The 21,107-nt window shown below is 67.6% G+C and carries 22 protein-coding genes; 9 read left to right on the forward strand and 13 right to left on the reverse strand.

Annotated elements, in window-relative coordinates:
* Positions 1–139: 139 nt before the first annotated feature.
* Complete coding sequence (gene sodB / locus R9B84_RS13310; RefSeq protein WP_226221126.1) at positions 140–718, reverse strand: superoxide dismutase; 579 nt, start codon at positions 716–718, stop codon at positions 140–142.
* A 225-nt stretch (positions 719–943) separates the two neighbouring features.
* Entirely contained in the window at positions 944–2,326 is a 1,383-nt protein-coding gene (xseA, locus tag R9B84_RS13315) for an exodeoxyribonuclease VII large subunit (protein WP_423758289.1), read from the reverse strand.
* 450 nt (positions 2,327–2,776) lie between these two features.
* Here xseA and lpxK point away from each other — a divergent pair, with 450 nt between their 5' ends.
* The 5 genes from lpxK (at position 2,777) to R9B84_RS13340 (ending at position 6,871) form a co-directional block, all read left to right on the forward strand.
* Positions 2,777–3,805: a tetraacyldisaccharide 4'-kinase gene (gene lpxK, locus R9B84_RS13320; protein WP_423758290.1), complete on the forward strand. Its 1,029-nt coding sequence runs from the start codon at positions 2,777–2,779 to the stop codon at positions 3,803–3,805.
* A complete protein-coding gene (locus R9B84_RS13325; RefSeq protein ID WP_010090898.1) occupies positions 3,786–3,980 on the forward strand; it encodes a Trm112 family protein in 195 nt (64 codons plus the stop codon). The genes lpxK and R9B84_RS13325 overlap by 20 nt, the downstream gene beginning before the upstream one ends.
* Positions 3,981–4,105: 125 nt before the next feature.
* Complete coding sequence (gene kdsB / locus R9B84_RS13330; protein WP_423758291.1) at positions 4,106–4,897, forward strand: 3-deoxy-manno-octulosonate cytidylyltransferase; 792 nt, start codon at positions 4,106–4,108, stop codon at positions 4,895–4,897.
* A 207-nt stretch (positions 4,898–5,104) separates the two neighbouring features.
* Positions 5,105–5,767 (forward strand): adenylate kinase, encoded by a 663-nt coding sequence (gene adk, locus R9B84_RS13335; RefSeq protein WP_065499351.1) that lies wholly within the window; start codon positions 5,105–5,107, stop codon positions 5,765–5,767.
* Between the two features lie 345 nt (positions 5,768–6,112).
* Complete coding sequence (locus R9B84_RS13340; RefSeq protein ID WP_423758292.1) at positions 6,113–6,871, forward strand: SDR family NAD(P)-dependent oxidoreductase; 759 nt, start codon at positions 6,113–6,115, stop codon at positions 6,869–6,871.
* A 66-nt stretch (positions 6,872–6,937) separates the two neighbouring features.
* Here the strand turns inward: R9B84_RS13340 and R9B84_RS13345 are convergent, their stop codons facing one another.
* Together R9B84_RS13345 and murJ are read right to left on the reverse strand one after the other, a co-directional pair.
* Complete coding sequence (locus R9B84_RS13345) at positions 6,938–7,780, reverse strand: SirB1 family protein (protein ID WP_423758293.1); 843 nt, start codon at positions 7,778–7,780, stop codon at positions 6,938–6,940.
* Between the two features lie 8 nt (positions 7,781–7,788).
* The gene (gene murJ / locus R9B84_RS13350) at positions 7,789–9,339 is read right to left on the reverse strand and encodes a murein biosynthesis integral membrane protein MurJ (protein WP_423758294.1); all 1,551 of its coding nucleotides are present in this window, start codon (positions 9,337–9,339) and stop codon (positions 7,789–7,791) included.
* Positions 9,340–9,643: 304 nt separating this feature from the next.
* Here murJ and rpsT point away from each other — a divergent pair, with 304 nt between their 5' ends.
* The gene (rpsT, locus tag R9B84_RS13355; RefSeq protein ID WP_047898858.1) at positions 9,644–9,916 is read left to right on the forward strand and encodes a 30S ribosomal protein S20; all 273 of its coding nucleotides are present in this window, start codon (positions 9,644–9,646) and stop codon (positions 9,914–9,916) included.
* A gap of 149 nt (positions 9,917–10,065) precedes the next feature.
* Here the strand turns inward: rpsT and R9B84_RS13360 are convergent, their stop codons facing one another.
* Positions 10,066–10,386 (reverse strand): DUF3579 domain-containing protein, encoded by a 321-nt coding sequence (locus tag R9B84_RS13360; RefSeq protein WP_423758295.1) that lies wholly within the window; start codon positions 10,384–10,386, stop codon positions 10,066–10,068.
* 412 nt (positions 10,387–10,798) lie between these two features.
* Here R9B84_RS13360 and argF point away from each other — a divergent pair, with 412 nt between their 5' ends.
* Positions 10,799–11,728: an ornithine carbamoyltransferase gene (argF, locus tag R9B84_RS13365; protein WP_047898860.1), complete on the forward strand. Its 930-nt coding sequence runs from the start codon at positions 10,799–10,801 to the stop codon at positions 11,726–11,728.
* Between the two features lie 102 nt (positions 11,729–11,830).
* Here the strand turns inward: argF and R9B84_RS13370 are convergent, their stop codons facing one another.
* The 3 genes from R9B84_RS13370 to murB all read right to left on the reverse strand — a co-directional run bounded on the left by R9B84_RS13370 (position 11,831) and on the right by murB (position 14,578).
* Positions 11,831–12,913: an SRPBCC domain-containing protein gene (locus R9B84_RS13370; RefSeq protein ID WP_423758296.1), complete on the reverse strand. Its 1,083-nt coding sequence runs from the start codon at positions 12,911–12,913 to the stop codon at positions 11,831–11,833.
* Positions 12,910–13,284: an ArsR/SmtB family transcription factor gene (locus tag R9B84_RS13375; RefSeq protein ID WP_423760000.1), complete on the reverse strand. Its 375-nt coding sequence runs from the start codon at positions 13,282–13,284 to the stop codon at positions 12,910–12,912. The genes R9B84_RS13370 and R9B84_RS13375 overlap by 4 nt, the downstream gene beginning before the upstream one ends.
* A 244-nt stretch (positions 13,285–13,528) precedes the next feature.
* Positions 13,529–14,578 carry a UDP-N-acetylmuramate dehydrogenase gene (murB, locus tag R9B84_RS13380; RefSeq protein WP_423758297.1) on the reverse strand — a complete coding sequence of 350 codons (1,050 nt, stop codon included), beginning with the start codon at positions 14,576–14,578 and terminating at the stop codon, positions 13,529–13,531.
* Between the two features lie 137 nt (positions 14,579–14,715).
* On the opposite strand from murB, the gene R9B84_RS13385 reads away from it, so the two are divergent.
* Positions 14,716–15,201: a YajQ family cyclic di-GMP-binding protein gene (locus tag R9B84_RS13385; RefSeq protein ID WP_423758298.1), complete on the forward strand. Its 486-nt coding sequence runs from the start codon at positions 14,716–14,718 to the stop codon at positions 15,199–15,201.
* Between the two features lie 72 nt (positions 15,202–15,273).
* Here the strand turns inward: R9B84_RS13385 and plsY are convergent, their stop codons facing one another.
* Both plsY and ybaK read right to left on the reverse strand, forming a co-directional pair.
* Complete coding sequence (plsY, locus tag R9B84_RS13390) at positions 15,274–15,912, reverse strand: glycerol-3-phosphate 1-O-acyltransferase PlsY (protein WP_048245165.1); 639 nt, start codon at positions 15,910–15,912, stop codon at positions 15,274–15,276.
* Between the two features lie 108 nt (positions 15,913–16,020).
* Positions 16,021–16,512, reverse strand: coding sequence for a Cys-tRNA(Pro) deacylase (gene ybaK / locus R9B84_RS13395; protein WP_048245167.1), 492 nt, complete (start codon positions 16,510–16,512; stop codon positions 16,021–16,023).
* A 240-nt stretch (positions 16,513–16,752) separates the two neighbouring features.
* On the opposite strand from ybaK, the gene R9B84_RS13400 reads away from it, so the two are divergent.
* Positions 16,753–18,315, forward strand: coding sequence for a class I adenylate-forming enzyme family protein (locus R9B84_RS13400; RefSeq protein ID WP_423758299.1), 1,563 nt, complete (start codon positions 16,753–16,755; stop codon positions 18,313–18,315).
* Positions 18,316–18,376: 61 nt separating this feature from the next.
* Here R9B84_RS13400 and xerD read toward each other — a convergent pair whose 3' ends face one another.
* The 3 genes from xerD to queG form a co-directional block, all read right to left on the reverse strand.
* Complete coding sequence (xerD, locus tag R9B84_RS13405) at positions 18,377–19,327, reverse strand: site-specific tyrosine recombinase XerD (protein WP_423758300.1); 951 nt, start codon at positions 19,325–19,327, stop codon at positions 18,377–18,379.
* Entirely contained in the window at positions 19,327–19,794 is a 468-nt protein-coding gene (locus tag R9B84_RS13410; protein WP_338638465.1) for a methylated-DNA--[protein]-cysteine S-methyltransferase, read from the reverse strand. The genes xerD and R9B84_RS13410 overlap by 1 nt, the downstream gene beginning before the upstream one ends.
* A 64-nt stretch (positions 19,795–19,858) precedes the next feature.
* Complete coding sequence (queG, locus tag R9B84_RS13415) at positions 19,859–21,094, reverse strand: tRNA epoxyqueuosine(34) reductase QueG (protein ID WP_423758301.1); 1,236 nt, start codon at positions 21,092–21,094, stop codon at positions 19,859–19,861.
* Positions 21,095–21,107: the final 13 nt, after the last annotated feature.

Raw genomic sequence — 21,107 nt, forward strand, 5'->3', positions numbered from 1 at the left:
CGCAACGGCTGACACGCGGCACCGCGCCGTCGCGTTCGCGAGCTCGGTACGAGCCTGCCGGACAAAAAACAAAAAAGCCCTCGTTTCGAGGGCTTTTTCGTGGATGCCGCGCGCCGTGGCGGCGCACAGGCGCCGGACCTTACGCGAAGTTCTGCGCTGCGAAGTCCCAGTTCACAATGTTCCAGAACGCTTCGACGAACTTCGGACGTGCGTTGCGGTAGTCGATGTAGTACGCGTGTTCCCACACGTCGATCGTCAGCAGTGCCTTGTCGGCGGTCGTCAGCGGCGTCGCTGCGTTGCTCGTCGACACGATGTCGAGCGAACCGTCAGCCTTCTTCACCAGCCATGCCCAGCCCGAACCGAACGTGCCGACGGCAGCCTTCGTGAACGCTTCCTTGAAGGCGTCGTACGAACCCCACTTCGCGTTGATCGCATCGCCCAGCGCGCCCGTCGGTGCGCCGCCGCCGTTCGGCGACAGGCTGTTCCAGAAGAACGTGTGGTTCCAGATTTGCGCGGCGTTGTTGAAGATGCCGCCCGACGACTTCTTCACGATCTCTTCCAGCGACAGGTTTTCGAATTCCGTGCCCGGGATCAGATTGTTCAGGTTCGTCACATAAGCCTGATGGTGCTTGCCGTAGTGGTACTGGATCGTCTCGAGCGAGATGGTCGGCGCGAGTGCGTCTTCAGCGTACGGGAGCGGCGGGAGCGTATGAGCCATGGCGATTCCTTCGTTGAGTATGTAGGGGGGCTTGTGTTGAATGCTGCCGAGCGTCCGATTGTAGGCGAGGACGAATAACCCCGCAAACTCACGGGCCATTTATCCGCGGTATGCGGAAAAGCGATGTTGGCGCATCGTCCGGCAGGACGAGCCGGCGATGCGCAGCATTCGTTCCCGTGCGCGGGACGCCCGTTTCGACCCGTCGCTTCGCGTGCGCCGGTAACGTCAGATCGTATCGGTCAGGCGCGGCTGCACATCGGCGAGCGTGACGTCGGCCGAGCCTTCGGCGAGATGCACGGTCAGGCGCCGCTGCGGCTTCAGCGCGTTCAGCGCGCGCACCGCGCGGCCCGTCTGCGCATCGATGAGCGCCGCATAGCCGCGCTCGAGCGTACGCTGCGGGCTCAGCACCTCGAGCCGCGCCGCACAGGCTGACACACGTGCCGTGTCGCGTTCGTGACGGCGCTGCAATGCAACCGCGAGACGCTGCGACAGCCCCGCGAGCGCCTGGCGCGCCTGTAACGGATCGGGCCTCGCGCGCTGCCAGCGCAACTGCGCGAGCGCGAACCGCGCGCGGGCGTCGCGCACCGGCCGCGACGCCGCCGACGCGAGCCGCACCGCGAGCTGCTCGACGTGCGTGCGCTGCCGCTGCAGCCGCTCGGCCGGGCTCACTAGCCGGCGCGCAAGCCAGTCGAGCTGCTGCGCGCGCTGTTCGAGCCTGCGTTCCATGCCGCGCGCGAGCGCACGCTGGCGGTCGCCGACCTCGCGCAGCAGCAGCGCGCGCTGCGGGCTCGCGAGTTCGGCCGCGCCGGTCGGCGTCGGCGCGCGCAGGTCGGCCGCGAAGTCCGCGATCGTGAAATCGGTTTCGTGCCCGACGCCGCTGACGACCGGCAGCTCGCTCGCCGCGATCGCGCGCGCCAGCGCTTCGTCGTTGAACGACCACAGATCCTCGATCGAGCCGCCGCCGCGGCAGACCAGCAGCACGTCGACCTCGCGCCGCGCATTCGCGGCCTCGACGGCCGCGACGAGCTTTTCGGCGGAACCGGCACCCTGCACCGGCGCCGGATAGACGATCACCGGAATGTGCGGCGCGCGGCGCGCAAGCGTGGTCAGCACGTCGCGCAGCGCGGCGGCCTGCAGCGACGTGACGATGCCGATCGCGCGCGGGTGGGCCGGCAGCGGCCGCTTGCGCTCGGGTGCGAAGAGGCCCTCGCTCTCGAGCTGCGCCTTCAGCCGCAGGAACGCCTCGTACAGGCGCCCCTGCCCGGTGCGCCGCACGGCCTCGACGTTGAGCTGCACTTCGCCGCGCGGCTCGTACATCGTGACGACCGCGCGCACCTCGATCCGGTCGCCTTCGCGCGGCGTGAATTCAGCGTATTGCGCACGGCCGCGGAACATCACGCAGCGCATCTGCGCCTGCTGGTCCTTGATCGAGAAATACCAGTGGCCGCTCGCGGCGCGCGTGAAATTCGATACTTCGCCCGAAATCCACAGCAGCGGAAACGAGCGCTCGAGCATCGTCGAAATCGCGCGATTGAGCGCCGAAACGGGAATCACTTCATCGCCGCTGCGGGTCGCGCCGGGTGCGGCAAAAGGGGAGTCGGAAGGCATGGACGGTCGGATGAATGCTGGCGGCGACACGATAGTCCGACACGCGCACGGCGTCCAGCACCGGTCGCATGTGTCGCGACGCGCGGAAGGTGTCCACACTTTGGCAATCGTCCACGTAAAACGCTTTAAAACCGCGGGAAAAACCAGACGATTCGCAATAACGCCTTGATTTTTATAGATTTTTAAACCTTTCGGAACGATTCTCATCCGATTCGAGGCCCACCCGGCGGGCGTTTGAGGCCATCGACCGGGGAGTTTTTCACAGAGTTATCCACAGTCTGTCGCGATCCGGCCCCGCGGGCTGCGTCGGCCCGTCGCGCTTGCCGCGTCCGCATGCGGCGCGCTAGAGTGCCGCCTTCCGCAGACCCCGCGGCATGCGCCGCCCAACGGAGAATCCGCCTTGACGAATCCGTCCCACGCCGCGACGCACGACGCGCCGCGCCCGGCCCGATGAGCGCGCCCGGCGGCCCGCTCGGCCGGCTCGAAGCGCGCCTGACACGCGAATGGCAGCGGCGCGGCGCACTCGCGTGGGCGCTCACGCCGTTTGCATGCGTGTTCGGCCTGTGCGCGGCGCTGCGGCGTACCGCTTACGCACAGGGCTGGAAGAAGCCGGTCGACGTCGGCGTGCCCGTCGTCGTAGTCGGCAACGTGACCGTCGGCGGCACCGGCAAGACACCGACCGTGATCGCGCTCGTCGACGCGTTGCGCGCGGCCGGCTTCACGCCCGGCATCGTGTCGCGCGGCTACGGCGCGAACGTGAAAGCGCCGACCGCGGTCACCCCCGCATCGCGCGCAAGCGTGGGCGGCGACGAGCCGCTGCTGATCGCGCGCCGCACCGGCGCGCCCGTCTGGGTGTGCCCCGACCGCGTCGCGGCCGCGCAGGCGCTGCGCGCCGCGCATCCGGACGTCGACGTGATCGTCAGCGACGACGGCCTGCAGCACTACCGCCTCGCGCGCACCGTCGAGCTCGTCGTGTTCGACCACCGGCTCGGCGGCAACGGCTTCCTGCTGCCGGCCGGCCCGCTGCGCGAGCCGCTGTCGCGGCACCGCGACGCCACGCTCGTCAACGACCCATACAGCGGCGCGCTGCCGCCGTGGCCCGACACCTACGCGCTCGCGCTCACGCCGGGCGCCGCGTGGCACCTCGACCAGCCCACGCTGCGCCGCCCGCTGTCGCAGTTCGCACACGAGCGCGTGCTCGCCGCGGCCGGCATCGGTGCGCCGGAGCGCTTCTTTGCAACGCTGCGCGCGGCCGGTCTCGCGCCGGCGACGCGCGCGCTGCCCGACCACTACGCGTTCGCCGACAATCCGTTCGTCGACGACGCCGTCGATGCGATCCTGATCACCGAGAAGGATGCAGTAAAATTGGGCGCTTCCTGGCGCGACGCTCGACTCTGGGTCGTCCCTGTCGAAGCCGCGCTCGACCCTCGCCTCATTGCCCTCGTTGTGGAGAAACTCCGTGGACGCTCGCCTGCTTGAAATCCTTGTGTGCCCTATCTGCAAAGGCCCGCTCCACTATGACCGTGCCGCGCAGGAGCTGATCTGCAACGCGGACAAGCTCGCCTACCCGATCCGCGACGGCATCCCCGTGATGCTCGTCGACGAAGCGCGCCAGACCGTCGAAGGCACGCCGGTCGACCCGGCCGGCCGCTAAGCCGCCAGGCCGCTCGAGCGGCGCAACGATTCGAAGGCGGCCCGGCCCCGGCCGGGTCGCCGAACGCCGCCGGGCGACCGGCTCCGGACGCGCCACCCGTCCCGTCCTTCTCACCGTTCCCCCCGATGACTCACCCGCAACCCTTCATCGCCGTCATTCCCGCCCGGCTCGCGTCGACGCGCCTCCCGAACAAGCCGCTCGCCGATCTCGGCGGCAAGCCGATGGTCGTGCGCGTCGCCGAGCGCGCGCGCGAAGCGGGCGCGCAGCAGGTGCTCGTCGCATCAGACGCGCAGAGCGTGCTCGATGCGGCGCGCGATCACGGCTTCGAAGCGGTGCTGACGCGTGCCGATCATCCGTCCGGCACCGACCGGCTCGCGGAAGTCGCGGCGACGTTCGGGTGGAGCGACGACACCGTCGTCGTCAACGTGCAAGGCGACGAGCCGCTGATCGACCCCGTGCTCGTGCGCGACGTAGCGTCGCACCTGGCCGCGCATCCGGCCTGCGCGATCGCGACCGCGGCCCACCCGATCCACGACGCGGCCGACGTGTTCAACCCGAACGTCGTGAAGGTCGCGCTCGACGCGCACAGCGTCGCGCTGTACTTCTCGCGCGCGCCGATTCCGTGGAGCCGCGACGCGTACCAGCCGCACTGGCCCGACGTCGCGACGATGCCGGCCCCTGCATTTCCGGTGTACCGGCACATCGGCCTCTATGCATATCGCGCGCGTTTCCTGCGCACGTATCCGTCGCTCGCGCAGGCGCCGATCGAACAGGCCGAGCAGCTCGAACAACTGCGCGCGCTCTGGCACGGCGAGCGCATCGCAGTGCTGATCACCGAGTCCGCGCCCGAAGCCGGAATCGACACGCCGGCCGATCTGGCGCGCGTGCAGGCCCTTTTTCAGCCGGGTTCAAAATAACCCGTGGCATAATCAGGCGATTGTGCGAGCCGTCCGCGACCAGCGCGTCCTCGCTTGACCCCGCCCGCGGCCTTGCCGGCAGCCGCGCGTCGCCAAAGCCGACGCGCCGCATCAGACCGGTCCGTCGCGCGCCAGGCAAGCCCCGCGCACGCAGTCGCCGGCACCTTTGCGTCTCGCCACACGAATCTACATTCTGGAGATATCACCATGCGTTTGATCCTGTTGGGCGCGCCCGGCGCGGGAAAGGGCACCCAGGCAAACTTCATCAAGGAAAAGTTCGGCATCCCGCAAATCTCGACGGGCGACATGCTGCGCGCGGCCGTGAAGGCCGGCACGCCGCTCGGCATCGAAGCGAAGCGCTTCATGGATGAAGGCAAGCTCGTGACGGACGACCTGATCATCGGCCTCGTCAAGGAGCGCCTGAAGGAATCCGATTGCGCGAACGGCTATCTGTTCGACGGCTTCCCGCGCACGATCGCGCAGGCCGATGCGATGAAGGACGCCGGTGTCGCGATCGACTACGTGCTCGAAATCGACGTGCCGTTCTCGGAAATCATCGAGCGCATGAGCGGCCGCCGCACGCACCCGGCATCGGGCCGCACGTACCACGTCAAGTTCAACCCGCCGAAGGTCGAAGGCCAGGACGACGTGACGGGCGAACCGCTGATCCAGCGCGACGACGACAAGGAAGAAACCGTCAAGAAACGTCTGGAAGTGTACGAAGCGCAGACCAAGCCGCTGATCAAGTACTACGGCGACTGGGCGCAGCGCGGCGAGGAAAACGGCCTGAAGGCGCCGCAGTATCGCAAGATCTCGGGCCTCGGCAGCGTCGAGGAAATCCGCGAGCGCGCGTTCGACGCACTGAAGTAAAAGCACTGCGTCGCGCACCGCGAGCCGCCCTGTCCGGGCGGCTTTTTTTTCGCCCGGCCGAGATTCGCACGATCGTTCTTGTCTCGCCGCCGTGCGATGGCGCCTCGTACAATCGGTCGGATGCATGCGCCCCGTCAACCGGCGCATGACGTTTCAGCCGATCGCTTCGCATCGGACAGCACAACCGCTTTGCATGGGACCTCCCTGAGCGCTAAAGCGCCAAGGGCGGTCGACCGCTTTGCATGGGACCTCCCTAAGCGCTAAAGCGCCAAGGGCGGTCGACCGCTTTGCATGGGACCTCCCTAAGCGCTAAAGCGCCAAGGGCGGTCGACAAAGGAGACAGTCATGGAGATTCGCGGCAACGTCTTTCTGATCACGGGCGGCGCATCGGGCCTCGGCGCCGGAACGGCGCGGATGCTCGCGCAAGCAGGCGGCAAGGTCGTACTCGCCGACCTGAACGAGGCGGCGGGCAGCGCGCTCGCAACCGAACTGGGCGGCGTATTCGTACGATGCGACGTGTCGAGCGAAGCCGACGCGCAGGCGGCCGTCGACGCGGCAACGCGCGCAGGCACGCTGCGCGGCCTCGTGAACTGCGCGGGCATCGCGCCCGCCGCGAAGACCGTCGGCAAGGACGGCGCGCATCCGCTCGACGTGTTCGCGAAGACGATCAACGTGAACCTCGTCGGCACGTTCAACATGATCCGGCTCGCGGCCGCCGCGATGGCCGCAACCGTGCCGACGGCCGACGGCGAGCGCGGCGTGATCGTCAGCACCGCGTCGGTCGCCGCGTTCGACGGACAGATCGGCCAGGCCGCGTATGCGGCCTCGAAGGCCGGCGTCGCCGGCATGACGCTGCCGATCGCGCGCGATCTGTCGCGCAGCGGCATCCGCGTGATGACGATCGCGCCCGGCCTGTTCGAGACGCCGATGCTGCTCGGCATGCCGCAGGACGTGCAGGACGCGCTCGGCGCGATGGTGCCGTTCCCGCCGCGGCTCGGCAAACCGGCCGAATACGCGATGCTGGTGCGCCAGATCGTCGAGAATCCGATGCTTAACGGCGAAGTGATCCGCCTCGACGGCGCGATCCGGATGCAGCCGAAGTAAGCGCGCAAAAAAACGCCCGCGATTGCGGGCATTTTTCATTCCGGGTTCCGGCAGTCGCGCGGTGGCTCAGTCCTCGCCGTCGCGCTGCATCCGCTGCCGCAATTCGGTCACCTGCGACTCGACGACGGTCGCGTCGTCCGCCTCCGGCCGCTCGCCGAGATACTGCTCGAGATCCTCGAGCGCGGGGCGCAGGTAGTCGAGCCGCGCATACGCGAAACCGCGGTCGCGCACCTCGTCGAGGTGCGCGGGCAACAGGATCACGAGCCGCTGCTGCACCGCGAGCAACCGCTGCCAGCGTTCCGTCTGCAGATAGATCGTCTTCAGGTTGCGCAGCATCCGCGCGATGATCTCGCGGCTCGTCGCGGGCTGCAGCAGCGCGCGCAATGCGCTGTCGACCGCGCCGGCCGCACGCGCGACGTACGGCTCGAGCATCTCGACCATCTCGGCTTCGGACAGCGAATGGCCATTGGTCGGATCGATGATCAGGTCGCCGTCCGGCAGCGTGACGCGCAGCAGGAAATGACCGGGGAACGATACGCCGCGCGCCGGCACGCCGACCTGCTCGGCAAGCTCCAGGTACAGCACCGACAGCGAGATCGGGATCCCGCGCCGCCGTTTCAGCACGGCATTCAGATGGCTGTTATCGGGGTCGTAGTAATCGTTGTGATTGCACGCGAAGCCGAGCTCGCGGAAGAAGAAATCGTTCAGCGCGGCGACGCGGCCTTTCAGGTCCGCATCGTCGGCGAGCCGCCGGCGCAGCCGCGCCGCCAGCATGTCGAGTTCGGCCAGCGTGCCCTGCAGGTCGAGGTCGGGATACGCGTCCTGCGCCAGCGACAGCGCGGTCTCCGTGACGGGCAGGCTGTCGTCGTCCGCCACGAGCGTGCTGAAGTAGTCGAGGACGCGGGTCATTGCGGTCGTCACTTGGCGCGCCTTCTGAAGTAAGCGTATTTGAAGCCCATCACCCACAACATACCGAAATATAGTGCAGCGAACAGCACGAGGCACGCGGCCATCAACGCGATGCGATCGAGCGGCTGCGTGCGCATCCCGGTCCAGTCGAAACTGATCGAGAACCAGTGCATCACGCCCGCGAGCACGAGCGTTGCGCCGACGAGCTGCATGAAGAAGCGCAGCCAGCCCGGCGACGGCTGGTAGATGCCGCGCTTGCGCAGCCCGAGGAACAGCAGCAGCGAGTTCAGGCATGCACCGACGCCGATGCTCAGCGTAAGGCCCGCATGGCTGATCAGCGGCACGAACACGTAGTTCGAGATCTGCGTGACGATCAATACGACGATCGCGATCTTCACGGGCGTCTTGATGTCCTGCTTCGCATAGAAGCCCGGCGCGAGGATCTTGATCAGGATGATGCCGACCAGGCCGATCCCGTAGGTCGCCAGCGCGCGCGCAACCATCGTGACGGTATGCGCATCGAACTTGCCGTAGTTGAAGAGCGTCGCGGTGAGCGGCGTCGCGAAGAAGAACAGCGCGAGCGCGCTCGGCGCCGCGAGCAGGAACGTGACGCGCAGCCCCCAGTCGAGCAGCGCCGAATATTCGGTCGAATCGGCGTCGACGTGCGCCTTCGACAGGCTCGGCAGCAGGATCGTGCCGAGCGCGACGCCGAGCAGCGCCGTCGGGAATTCCATCAGGCGGTCGGCGTAGTTGATCCACGACACGGCGCCCTGCCCGAGCCGCGACGCGATGTTGGTGTTGATGATCAGCGAAAGCTGCGCGACCGACACCGCGAACGTCGCAGGCACCATCTTCGCGAGCACGCGCTTCACGCCGGGATGGCGCAGCGCGCGCAGCGGGTTGAGGCCGATCAGCGGCACCATGTCGATCTTCCTCAGGCCCGGCAGTTGCACGAGGAACTGCAGCACGCCGCCCACGATGACGGCCCACGCGAGCGCGAACACCGGCACCTTCAGGTGCGGTGCGACGAACACGGCCGCGGCGATGAACGCGACGTTGAGCAGCACCGGCGCGAACGCGGGCAGCGAGAAGCTCTTGTACGTGTTCAGCACGCCGGACGCGAGCGTCGTCAGCGAGATGAACACGATGTACGGGAACATGATCTGCGTCATCGTGACCGCGAGCGGGAACGCCTGGCCGTCGGTGTGCAGGCCGGACGCGACCGCGAACACGACCCACGACGCGCCGGCGATCCCGACGACCGACAGCACGGCAAGCGCCCACGCAAGCACGGTCGACATCGCGTCGACGAGCGCCTTCGTCGCATCGTGCCCCTGCTGGTTCTTGAACTCGGCGAGGATCGGCACGAACGCCTGCGAGAACGCGCCTTCCGCAGAAAGGCGGCGCAACAGGTTCGGGATGCGGAAGGCGACGTAGAACGCGTCGGTGTATTGACTGGCGCCGAACGCACGGGCGATCAGCGTCTCGCGGGCCAGTCCGGTCACGCGCGACAGCAGCGTGAAGCCGCTGACCGTCAGCAGGGCTCGGAATAGATTCATGGGGCGCTTATTATACGGACGTTGCATGGCCCGGACACCGGCCGATGCCGAAAAGCGCGCACGCCGCTGGCGCCCCGCCCGGCGGGTATCACGTCGAACTTGCCACTCGCTTGATTTTGTTGCTATAATCGCCGGTTTCTGGGCTCGTACATGCACGGCAACTGCCGTTTTCATGTCCCTGCCTCGGTTAAAATCACCGTTTTTTTATGCGCCCCTGGGCAATCGTTCTCAGGGGACGGATCGAAAAGCAGCGCTTGGCCGTCAGGCTCCAAGCTCTGGAAACAGGACAGGATAAGGAACCGTCATGGCTAACTCCGCACAAGCACGCAAGCGCGCCCGCCAGGCCGCGAAGGCAAACTCGCACAACTCGGCGCTGCGCTCGAAATTCCGTACCGCGATCAAGTCGGTCCGCAAGGCTGTTGAAGCCGGCGACCACGCAAAGGCTGCCGATCTGTTCAAGGCTGCCGTGAAGACGATCGACACGATCGCCGACAAGAAGATCGTTCACAAGAACAAGGCTGCTCGCAGCAAGAGCCGCCTCGCCGCAGCCGTCAAGGGTCTGCAGGCAGCAGCGTAAATCCGGTACGTCCGCTCACGCGGGCGTTCCTGTTTCCTGCGATCGCAAAAAAGCCCGCCTAGGCGGGCTTTTTTGTCGTCTGTCGTCCGGACATCACACCGGCCGACGACAGCCAGGGCGGGCGCAGCAGGCGCCCTCGCCCGTCGGCATCACTTCTTCGCGCTGTAGTCCGGCAACTCGCACGCCTCGGTGACGACGAGGTGGTTGTCCTTCGCGAAATTCAGCACGAAATCGAAAGCCATCGGCTCGATGTCGCGCAGCCGCGAATCGAGGATCACGCATTTCAGGTCGCCGAGCATCGTCGGACGTACGTACAGCGAATACTTGAGACGCGCATTCGGCCCGCTCGCCCCCGGCCCGAAGCAGGCCATCACACCGGCCAGACGTTCCGACCAGTCGCTCGGGCGAAACTTTTTCCCGTCTTTCGTGATGCCCTGGATGAAGAATTCGGTCGGAGGGATTTCAGCCATGTGGTTACCCAAGTGACGGCCCGGCGATGCCCAGGCGACGGCGCCTGGATACGCGAACACAAAGCTGGAATGGACGGCGGCACAAGCATTCGGATATCCCGAAAACAGGACGTCGATGTGCGCCGCCGGTGTGCTGCACCGGATTTGTGCAGCGCACGGCTTGTGTCCGGCAGAGCGCGAAAAGGCTTGCCTGCCGGGCTGGAGAAAACTTTTCGATTATACCGCAGCGCGCCATCGCGCGCCGTCCCGACGCCCCCTTCCCGTCCCGCCGGCCGCGCGCGGCGATCGTGCCCCGCTTCTCTCCGTGGCTCGTCAAAGCACAGAAAATCCTTTATGCTGCTTTGAGTTATCCACACCCGACGGCGGCGCCGTCCGGCCTCGCTGCCGGGTGAAACCCGCCGTATTTCGCTTCATGACCGCCAAAACCATTCGTCACTACCTGCAGTTCAAGGATTTCTCGCTGGAAGACTACGAGTACGTGCTCGAACGCACGGGTATCCTGAAGCGCAAGTTCAAGAACTACGAGACCTATCACCCGCTGCACGACCGCACGCTCGCGATGATCTTCGAGAAGAGCTCGACGCGCACGCGCCTGTCGTTCGAGGCCGGGATCTTCCAGCTCGGCGGCCACGCCGTCTTCATGAGCACGCGCGACACGCAGCTCGGCCGCGGCGAGCCCGTCGAGGATTCCGCGCAGGTCATCTCGCGGATGGTCGACATCATCATGATCCGCACGTTCGAGCAGGAGGTCATCAAGCGCTTCGCGGAAAACTCCCGCGTGCCGGTGATCAACGGCCTGACCAACGAATACCACCCGTGCCAGGTGCTCGCCGACATCTTCACGTACTACGAGCACCGCGGCCCGATCGCCGGCAAGACCGTCGCGTGGGTCGGCGATGCGAACAACATGCTCTACACGTGGATCGAAGCCGCGCAGATCCTCGGCTTCAAGCTGCGCCTGTCGACGCCGCCGGGCTATGCGCTCGACATGAAGCTCGTGTCGCCCGACAGCGCGCCGTTCTACGAGGTGTTCGACGATCCGAACGAAGCGTGCAAGGGCGCCGATCTCGTGACGACCGACGTCTGGACGAGCATGGGTTTCGAAGCCGAGAACGAAGCGCGGATGAAGGCGTTCGCCGACTGGTGCGTCGACGAGGAAATGATGGGCCACGCGAACCCGGACGCGCTGTTCATGCACTGCCTGCCCGCGCACCGCGGCGAGGAAGTGACGGCCGGCGTGATCGACGGCCCGCAGAGCGTCGTGTGGGACGAGGCGGAAAACCGCCTGCACGTGCAGAAGGCGCTGATGGAGTTCCTGCTGCTCGGCCGGCTGAAGCACTGACGCGCGCGGCCTCGTCGCAAGCGACAAGCGCCGGCACAGCCGGCGCTTTTTATTTTCCCGCCACCCGCGCGGCATGCACGCTCATGCCGATGCCCCTCCCCTTCAACCCGGCGCCGGCTGCGTCGCGGCAAAGCTTGGCCGCTCGCGCATCACCGCCTGCGCACGCGTGACGTTCGGGTATTTCCGCAGCAATTCCGCCCCTTCGGGGAACATGCCCACGTAAGCCAGAATCGGCGTCAGGAACAGATCCGCCATCGACAACTCGCTGCCGACCAGGTAGTCGCGACCGCCGTACGCGGCCTCGAACACCTGCAGATGCTTGTCGATTTCAGGCAGCGCCGCGTCGATCACCGCGCGATCGGGCTGGCCGTTCTCGCCTTTCGGGAACACGTACTGCAGCACGTAGCGGCGCACCATCGCGTCGTACGCGTGGCAATTGATCAGGCTGATCCATTGCTCGCCGCGCGCGTGCGCGGTGACGCCCCACTGGGCCAGCAGGCTCGGGCCGTCGAACGCTTCGTCGATATAGCCGAGGATTGCACGCGTTTCATAGAACTCGATCGGCCCGTCGCAGAATGCCGGGATGCGTCCGAACGGATTGTGTGCGAGCACTTCCGGCGAATGCGGCGGCAGTGGCTGCAACGTGTACGCGACGCCCTTTTCAACGAGCGCCATGCGCACGGTCCGGCAATAGCTGCTGCGCGGATCGCCGATCACGACGACAGTACCCGCGCTGCCTTCCGGGTCCAGCAGATCGTTGAGCCGGTTGAACACCGATTGCCACCCGCCCATGTGCGAATCGCGCTCCTGCTCGCCCGGAAAGCCGCTGTGGCGCATGTGCAGATGCGTGCCGCCGTCCTTGTCGGTGAACGTGACCTCGATCAGCGTCTTCAGGTCGGCCGGCATCGACCCGGCCTCCCACACCCACGTGTACGCCAGAAAGTCGACGCGATCGACCTTCTGGTATTCGCCGCCCGCGATGTGCCGCGAACCGTCGCGCCCGCCCATCACGATGCGGTACTTGCCGCCGACCCGCGCGTCGGCGCTTGCTTCCATCACGCTCATCCCGCGCGGACAATGCCAGGTCGCCAGCGCAGTTTCGTTCGTGAACGCGTCGAAAACACGTTCGCGCGGCGCGCGGATGAACCGGCTCAATTCGAGATGAAATGTCGCTGCCTGACTCATGACTTCTCCCGCCGAGGTGGGGCGTCGTCGCCGGCCGTGCCGCCCGCGCACGATTGCTCGACGAACGCCGTCAGTCGATCGAGGCTCTCTTCCCAATATTGCCGATAGGCTTCGAGCCATCCGTGCGCATCGCGCATCCCGTCCGCGCGCAACCGGCAGATTCGCCAGCGCGCATTGACTTCCCTCTCGATCAGCCCCGCCTCCGACAGCACGCGAAGGTGCTTCGAAATCGCCGGCGCCGACATGTCGAACGGCCGGGCCAGCTCGCTGACGGGCGCCGCGCCCTCGGCCAGCCGCACCAGGATCGCGCGCCGGGTAGGGTCGGCCAGCGCAGAGAACACCGCAGACAGGGAATCGGATGTGGAACGCATGACTTCATTTAACTTCACGGTTAAATGAGAGTCAAGGGGATGACGGGTGCGGCGACCGGGATGACGCGACGGCGTGGATGGACGGGCGGCAGAACGGCACGACGCGCGCATCGCCGCCGAGCGGTGCGGCGCAATGTGGGAGACGACGGCGCGCGAGCGGCACGCTTCGAGAAAAAAGGACGGCTTGTCGTGTGGAATCGGCGAAAGCCGCCGCGGTTCCGTCACGCGGACGTCGTCGCCCGGCTCACAGGCAAACCGGCTCCGGCGCCAGCTCGACGCCAAATTTCGCGAACACGTCGTGCTGGATCGCCCGCGCCAGCGCGAGCACCTCGACACCCGTCGCGCCGCCGCGATTGACGAGCACGAGCGCCTGGCGGTCGTGCACGGCCGCCGCGCCCATCGCACGCCCCTTCCAGCCGCAGCGGTCAATCAGCCAGCCGGCCGCGAGCTTCACCTGCCCGTCCGGCTGCGGATACGACACGACATCGGGCGCGCGGGCGCGCAGCGCGTCGAACTGCGCGGCATCGATCACCGGATTCTTGAAGAAACTGCCCGCGTTGCCGAGCGCGAGCGGATCGGGCAGCTTCGCGCGGCGGATCGTGACGACCGCGTCGAACACGTCGCGCGCGGTCGCCGCGGCCTGCGCGATGCCGCACGCATCGAGTTCGCGCGCGACGTCCGCATAGCCGAGCCGCGGCGTCCAGCGCTTCGGCAGCCGGAACGTCACCGACACGATCGCGAACCGGCCGCGCCCTTCCCGCTTGAAGAAGCTGTCGCGATAACCGAACGCGCAGCGCGCGGCGTCGAAGCGCTCGCTGCGCCCCGTCGCGAGCTCGACCGCGACCAGCGAGTCGAAATACACCTTCATCTCGAGGCCGTACGCGCCGATGTTCTGGATCGGCGCGGCGCCGACGGTGCCCGGGATCAGCGCGAGGTTCTCGAGGCCCGGCATCCCGTGCTCGAGCGTCCACGCGACGAACGCGTGCCAGTTCTCGCCGCCGCCGGCCTCGACGTACCACGCGTCGTCGTCCTCGCGCACGACGCGGCGGCCCGCGATCTCGTCGAGCAGCACGACGCCGTCGAAATCGCGCGTGAACACGACATTGCTGCCGCCGCCAAGCACGAGCTGCGGCAGGTTCGCGACGCGCGGGTCGCGATGCAGCGCCTCGAACTGCGACGCGCGCGTGATGCGCGCGGCGAAGCGTGCGTTCGCGGCGATGCCGAACGTGTTGTGCGCGGCGAGCGGATGGTCGGGAAGCAGCGACAGGGCGGAATCGTCAGGAGGCATCGGCATTCGCGGTCACGTCGGCCCGGGGCGGCGAATGGCCGGCCTTGGGCAAACGGAGGGGCATCGGTAAAATGGCAAACAGTCCGCAATTATAGCGAGTGCCCGCGCGCGAGCCGGGTGCCCGCATCTCAAGGGAGAAAACCATGCCATCGTTCGACGTCGTTTCCGAAGCGAACATGATCGAAGTGAAGAACGCCATCGAGCAGTCGAACAAGGAAATTTCGACGCGCTTCGACTTCAAGGGCTCCGACGCACGCGTCGAGCAGAAGGAACGCGAGCTGACGCTGTTCGCCGACGACGATTTCAAGCTCGGCCAGGTCAAGGACGTGCTGATCGGCAAGCTGGCCAAGCGCAACGTCGACGTGCGCTTTCTCGACTACGGCAAGGTCGAGAAGATCGGCGGCGACAAGGTCAAGCAGATCGTCACCGTGAAGAAAGGCGTGACGGGCGACCTCGCGAAGAAGATCGTGCGGCTCGTGAAGGACAGCAAGATCAAGGTGCAGGCGAGCATCCAGGGCGACGCGGTGCGCGTGGCGGGCACGAAGCGCGACGACCTGCAGGGCGTGATCGCGATGCTGCGCAAGGACGTGACCGATACGCCGCTCGACTTCAACAACTTCCGCGACTGATCGGCCGCCGATCCGTCATCCCGCCGGGCCCCGCACACGCTGCGCGCCCGGCGCGCGGCAAGCGCCGCTGCGTCAGGCTTTCCCGCCGTCCTGCGCGCCGCCGTCCGCGGCCGCCTTCTTCTTGTCGCCGATCCGGCTCTCCTGCCCCGCGAGCAGCTTCGATATATTGCCGCGGTGACGCCAGATGAGCAGCACGCTCATCGCGAGCACGGCCCACGCGACCGGGTTGTGGCCCGTGCCGAACAGGAACACGTCGAACACCGGCGCGAACACGGCCGCCGCCAGCGCCGCGAGCGACGAATAGCGGGAGAAGAACGCGACGATCAGCCAGGTCAGCGCGGTCGCGAGCCCGAGCACCGGGTGCACGGCGAGCAGCACGCCGGCCGCGGTCGCGACGCCCTTGCCGCCCTGGAAGCGGAAGAACACCGGATACAGGTGGCCGAGGAACACGGCGATCGCCACCCACGCGACCGCGACGTCGGGCAGGCCGAAGTGCCGCGCGAGCCAGACGGCGATCCAGCCCTTGAACGCGTCGCCGACGAGCGTCAGGATCGCGGCTTTCTTGTTGCCGCTGCGCAGCACGTTGGTCGCGCCGGGATTCTTCGACCCGTACGAACGCGGGTCGGCCAGGCCCATCGCCCCGCTGACGACGACGGCGAACGACACCGAACCGATCAGGTAGGCAACGAGGGCGGCGAGCAGGATCTGCATGCGGAGGACTCTTCTTTCAACGTATCGGTAAAGGGAAGGCTATGTGCGGCAAGCCGAAACGGCGCCCATTCTACCGAACGAGCACGGCCTGCCACGAAGGTGAAACCCTCAGTCGACGCTCGCGCACTGCACGGGCTGCGCGCCGAGCAGCGACGTGAGCACCGCTGGCTCGAGGCTGACGAGATAACCGCGACGGCCGCCGTTCAGGTAGATCGTCGGCAATTCGAGGATCGTCGCCTCGACGTAGACGGGCATCGTCTTGCGCGTGCCGAACGGCGACGTGCCGCCGACGAGATAACCCGAGTGACGGTTCGCGACGTCGGGCTTGCATGGCTCGACGCGCTTCGCGCCGATCTGCCGCGCGAGGTTCTTCGTCGACACGGTGCGGTCGCCGTGCATCAGCACGATCAGCGGCTTCGCGTGTTCGTCCTCCATCACGAGCGTCTTCACGACGCTGTGCTCGTCGACGCCGAGCTGGCGCGCCGATTCGCCGGTGCCGCCGTGCTCGACGTATTCGTACGGATGCTCGCCGAACGCGACGCCATGGCGGCGCAACAGCTGGGTCGCGGGGGTTTCGGACACGTGTCTGGATTTGCTCATGGCGGCATTCTAATGGCGAACGACCAGCGCTCGCGCAATCGCGTGGCCGCGCCGGCGGTATACTCGCGGCCCGTTTTCCGCCGGGCGGCCCGCGGCATCGCCGCAACGATTCCGCTCATCATCATTGCGGACATCGCGAAGCGCTATTGCCCGATTGGCCGATTGTGGCGCGCGCGCCGTCATGGCACGATCGTTCGCAAACATCGTCACGCCGCCGCCCGCCCCTTTTCTGGAGACGCCATGCCCTCGACCATCCGTTCATCCGAGCCGCTCGACGTCAAAGCACTGCTGGCCGCGCTGCCCGGCCGCATCGCCGACGTGCCCGCGCGCTGGGCCGCGCAGGCACCCGAGCATCCGGCGCTGATCGAAGACGCGCGGCGCCTGTCGTACGGCGCGTTGTCGCAGGCCGTCGATGCGGCCGCCGCGCGGCTCGCGAGCCTCGGCGTGCAAGGCGGCGACCGCGTGATGATCGTCGCGGAAAACTGCGTCGCGCAGATCGTGCTGCTGTTCGCGGTCGCCCGCCTCGACGCATGGGCGCTCGTGTCGAACGCACGGCTGTCGGCCGGCGAACTCGATGCGATCGCCACACACGCGCGTCCGAAGCTGATCGCGTTCGCGACGGATGCATCGCCCGACGCACGTGCCCACGCGGCGCGGCGCGGCGCAACGCTCGCCGGCGCGCTGCCGGTCGACATCGGCGCGTGGTCGTATCGCGTCGATGCGAGCGCGCTTGCCGAACCGGTGGCCACCGACGGCGCCGAGCAATGCGCGGCGCTGATCTACACGACCGGCACGACCGGCGCGCCGAAGGGCGTGATGCTGTCGCACCGCAACCTGCTGTTCATCGCGGCGACGTCGAGCACGCTGCGCCGCGTGTCGCCGGACGACGTCGTCTACACGGTGCTGCCGGTGTCGCACGTGTACGGGCTCGCGTCGGTCTGCCTCGGCAGCCTGTATGCGGGCGCGACGCTGCGGCTCGCGCCGCGCTTTGCGCCGGAGGCCGTGCGCGTCGCGCTCGCCGACGAAGGCGTGACAATCTTCCAGGGCGTGCCCGCGATGCACGCGAAGCTGCTCGAACACCTGCACACGCACGGCCACGCATGGCACGCGCCGCGCCTGCGCTTCGCGTATTCGGGCGGCTCGCCGCTCGACGCGAACCTGAAGGCGCGCGTCGAGCGCACGTACGGCGTGCCGCTGCACAACGGCTACGGGATGACCGAAAGCAGCCCGACGATCACGCAAACGCCGCTCGACGCGCCGCGCGCCGACAGTTCGGTCGGCGTGCCGATTCCGGGCGTCGACATGCGGATCGTCGCGCCGGACGGCACCGACGTGCCGCAAGGCGAAGTCGGCGAGATCCGCGTGCGCGGGCCGAACGTGATGCTCGGCTACTACCGCAACGCGGATGCGACGCGTGCGGCCGTGTCGCCGGACGGCTGGCTGAGCACCGGCGATCTCGCGCGGCAGGAAGCGGATGGTGCGGTGACGATCGCGGGCCGCAGCAAGGAACTGATCATCCGTTCCGGCTTCAACGTGTATCCGGTCGAAGTCGAGCAGGTGCTGAACGCACATCCGGACGTCGTTCAGGCCGCCGTCATCGGCCGCGCGATCGAAGGCAACGAGGAAGTGCTCGCGTTCGTCGAGCTGGTGCCCGGCGCGGCAGCGAACGAAGCGGCGTTGCACGCATGGTGCGCGGAGCGGTTGGCGCCCTACAAACGCCCTGCTCGCATCCGCGTGCTCGAAGCACTGCCGGCCGCATCGACGGGCAAGGTGCTGAAGCACAAGCTGCGCGACCTGGTCTGACCCGGCTGGCCGGCGCGCGCTGCGGAGCCCGCGCCGTGCCGGATTTGCGCGCCGCCGTGCGTTAGCCGCGCGGATGGTGCTGCGCGTGCAGCGTCTTCAGCCGCTCGCGCGCGACGTGCGTATAGATCTGCGTGGTCGAGATGTCGCTGTGGCCGAGCAGCAGTTGGACGACGCGCAGGTCGGCGCCGTGGTTCAGCAGGTGCGTCGCGAATGCATGCCGCAGCGTGTGCGGCGACAGGTGCGCGCGCACGTCGGCCTGCTGCGCGTGGCGCTTGATGATGTTCCAGAACTGCTGGCGCGTCATCCCGTCGCCGCGCGCGGTCACGAACAGCGCGTCGGCCGCGCGTGCGCCGAGCAGCGCCGGCCGCGCGTCGCGCAGGTAACGCTCGATCCACCCGTGCGCGACTTCGCCGAACGGCACGAGCCGCTCCTTCGAACCCTTGCCCATCACGCGCACGACGCCCTCGTTGAGGCCGACCTCGACGGTCTTCAGCGTCACGAGCTCGCTCACGCGCAGCCCGCTCGCATACATCAGTTCGAGCATCGTGCGATCGCGCAGGCCGAGCGGCGTACCGATGTCGGGCGCGCCGAGCAGCGCCTCGACCTGCGCCTCGGACAGCGTCGACGGAAACCGGGCCGCCTGTTTCGCGGACGTGATCCGCAGCGTCGGGTCCGCGCTCGCGCGATGCTCGCGCACGGCCCAGCCGTAATAGCGACGGAACACCGACAGCCGCCGGTTCGACGACGTCGCCTTGCCGTCGCTGCGCGCGGCGATGTAGCCCGTCACCATCGCCTCGTCGGCCAAATCGAGCGGTGCGTCGTGCGTCGCGGCCAGCCATTGGGAAAACAGCACCAGATCGCGCCGGTACGCGTCGAGCGTGTTGCGCGCGAGCCCGTGCTCGAGCCACAGCGCATCGCAGAACACGTCGATCGACGCGCTGCTCGCGAGCAGCGCGGGCGATGCCGCGGCGGCATCGCCGTCGGCTTCGGGGGAAATCAGCGGTTCGCTCATCAGTACGGCACGCCCTCATGCGCCAGCAGCCAGCGCTTCACCTTCTGGTAATAACCGTTGTCGTCGTGGTTCGCGAAGCCGCCGAGGCCGCCGGCCGCGACGACGCGATGGCATGGGATCACGAGCGGGAAGTAGTTCGCGCCGCACGCCTGGCCGACCGCGCGCGGCGCGCTGCCGATCCGCTTCGCGACCTGGCCGTAGGTCAGCACCGTGCCGGGCGGGATATCGCTGATCACGTCCCACACGCGGTGCTGGAACGCGCTGCCGACTTCGGCGAGCGGCAGGTCGAAGCGCGCCGACGCGCGCTCGAAATAACGTTCGATCTGCTTGACCGCGCGCTCCGCGAGCGGCGAATCCGGATCGACCGACTTCACCGATTCGGGCAGATAGACGATCTCGCGCACCACCGCGGCATCCGTGCGGATGCCGACCTTGCCGAACGGCGCGTCGATGACTGCATTGAACATTGCCCTCTCCTGAGCGATGGATGCGCGCGGCACCGCCGCGCGCCGACGATACTTTACGCCGCCTTCACGCGGCACGCAGCGCCCATTCGACATGCTCGCGCACGACCGGCGACGGATCGTCGGCCCGCGCGCGCAACGCGGCGACGATCGCATCGCGCGCCTGCGGCGCAAGCCGGTCCGCGCTCGCGCGCAGCGCATTGCCGAGCCCGACCGCGAGATTGCGCAGCCAGCTTTCGTAGCCGATGCGCCGGATCGCGCTGCCCTGCATCCGCGTCTCGAACGTTTCCGCATCCCACCCAAACAGCTCGACGAGCGTCGCGCGGTCGAGGCCGTGCCGCACGTCGAAATCGGCCACGGGCGCAGCCTGCGCGAACTTGTTCCACGGGCACACGAGCTGGCAGTCGTCGCAGCCGTACACGCGATTGCCGATCATCGGCCGCAGCGGCTCGGGGATGCTGCCTTTCAGTTCGATCGTCAGGTACGAGATGCAGCGGCGCGCGTCGACGCGGTACGGCTCGACGATCGCGCCGGTCGGGCATGCGTCGATGCAGCGCGTGCAGCTGCCGCAATGCGCGCCAGGCGTCTCGGGCGCGGTGTCGGGCGAAGTGCGCGCATCGGTCGGCAGCGGAATGTCGACGTAGATCTCGCCGAGGAAGAACAGCGAGCCGGCATCGCGCTGCAGCAGCAGCGTGTGCTTGCCGCGCCAGCCCACGCCGGCTTTCTGCGCGAGCTCGACCTCGAGCACGGGCGCCGAATCGGTGAACACGCGATAGCCGAACGCGCCGATCTCGTGCTCGATGCGCTCCGCGAGCGTCTGCAGCCGGTTGCGCAGCACCTTGTGATAGTCGCGGCCGCGCGCATAGATCGACACGACGGCCGCCTGCGGATCGTCGAGCCGCGCCCGTTCGCGTGCGCGCCAGTCGTGCGGCGCGCGCGCGCCAGGCTCGCCGTCGGGCGCGCCGGCGGCGAGCGTTTCGGCCGGCAGGTAGGCGAGCCGCACGGAAATCACGCGTCGCGTACCGGCCACAAGTTCGGCCGGACGCGCGCGTTTCATCCCATGTTTCGCCATATAATCCATTTCGCCGTGGTATCCGGCTTCCAGCCAGGCGGCAAGGCCTGCTTCGGCATCCGAGAGATCGGTATCGCTGATGCCGATCGCCCCGAAACCCAATTCGCGCCCCCACGCCCTGATGCGAGCGGCGAGCGCAGTCAAGGCCGCATCGTCGAGCGCGCACGGCGCCGCGCCTTCGGCACGAGTCGAAGGCCTGTCGGATGCGGCGAGTTCCGGTAATCGGTTCATCGCACTATTTTAC

Origin of the sequence: Burkholderia sp. NLJ2, from assembly GCF_049487195.1 — a bacterium.
Classification (GTDB): domain Bacteria; phylum Pseudomonadota; class Gammaproteobacteria; order Burkholderiales; family Burkholderiaceae; genus Burkholderia; species Burkholderia pyrrocinia.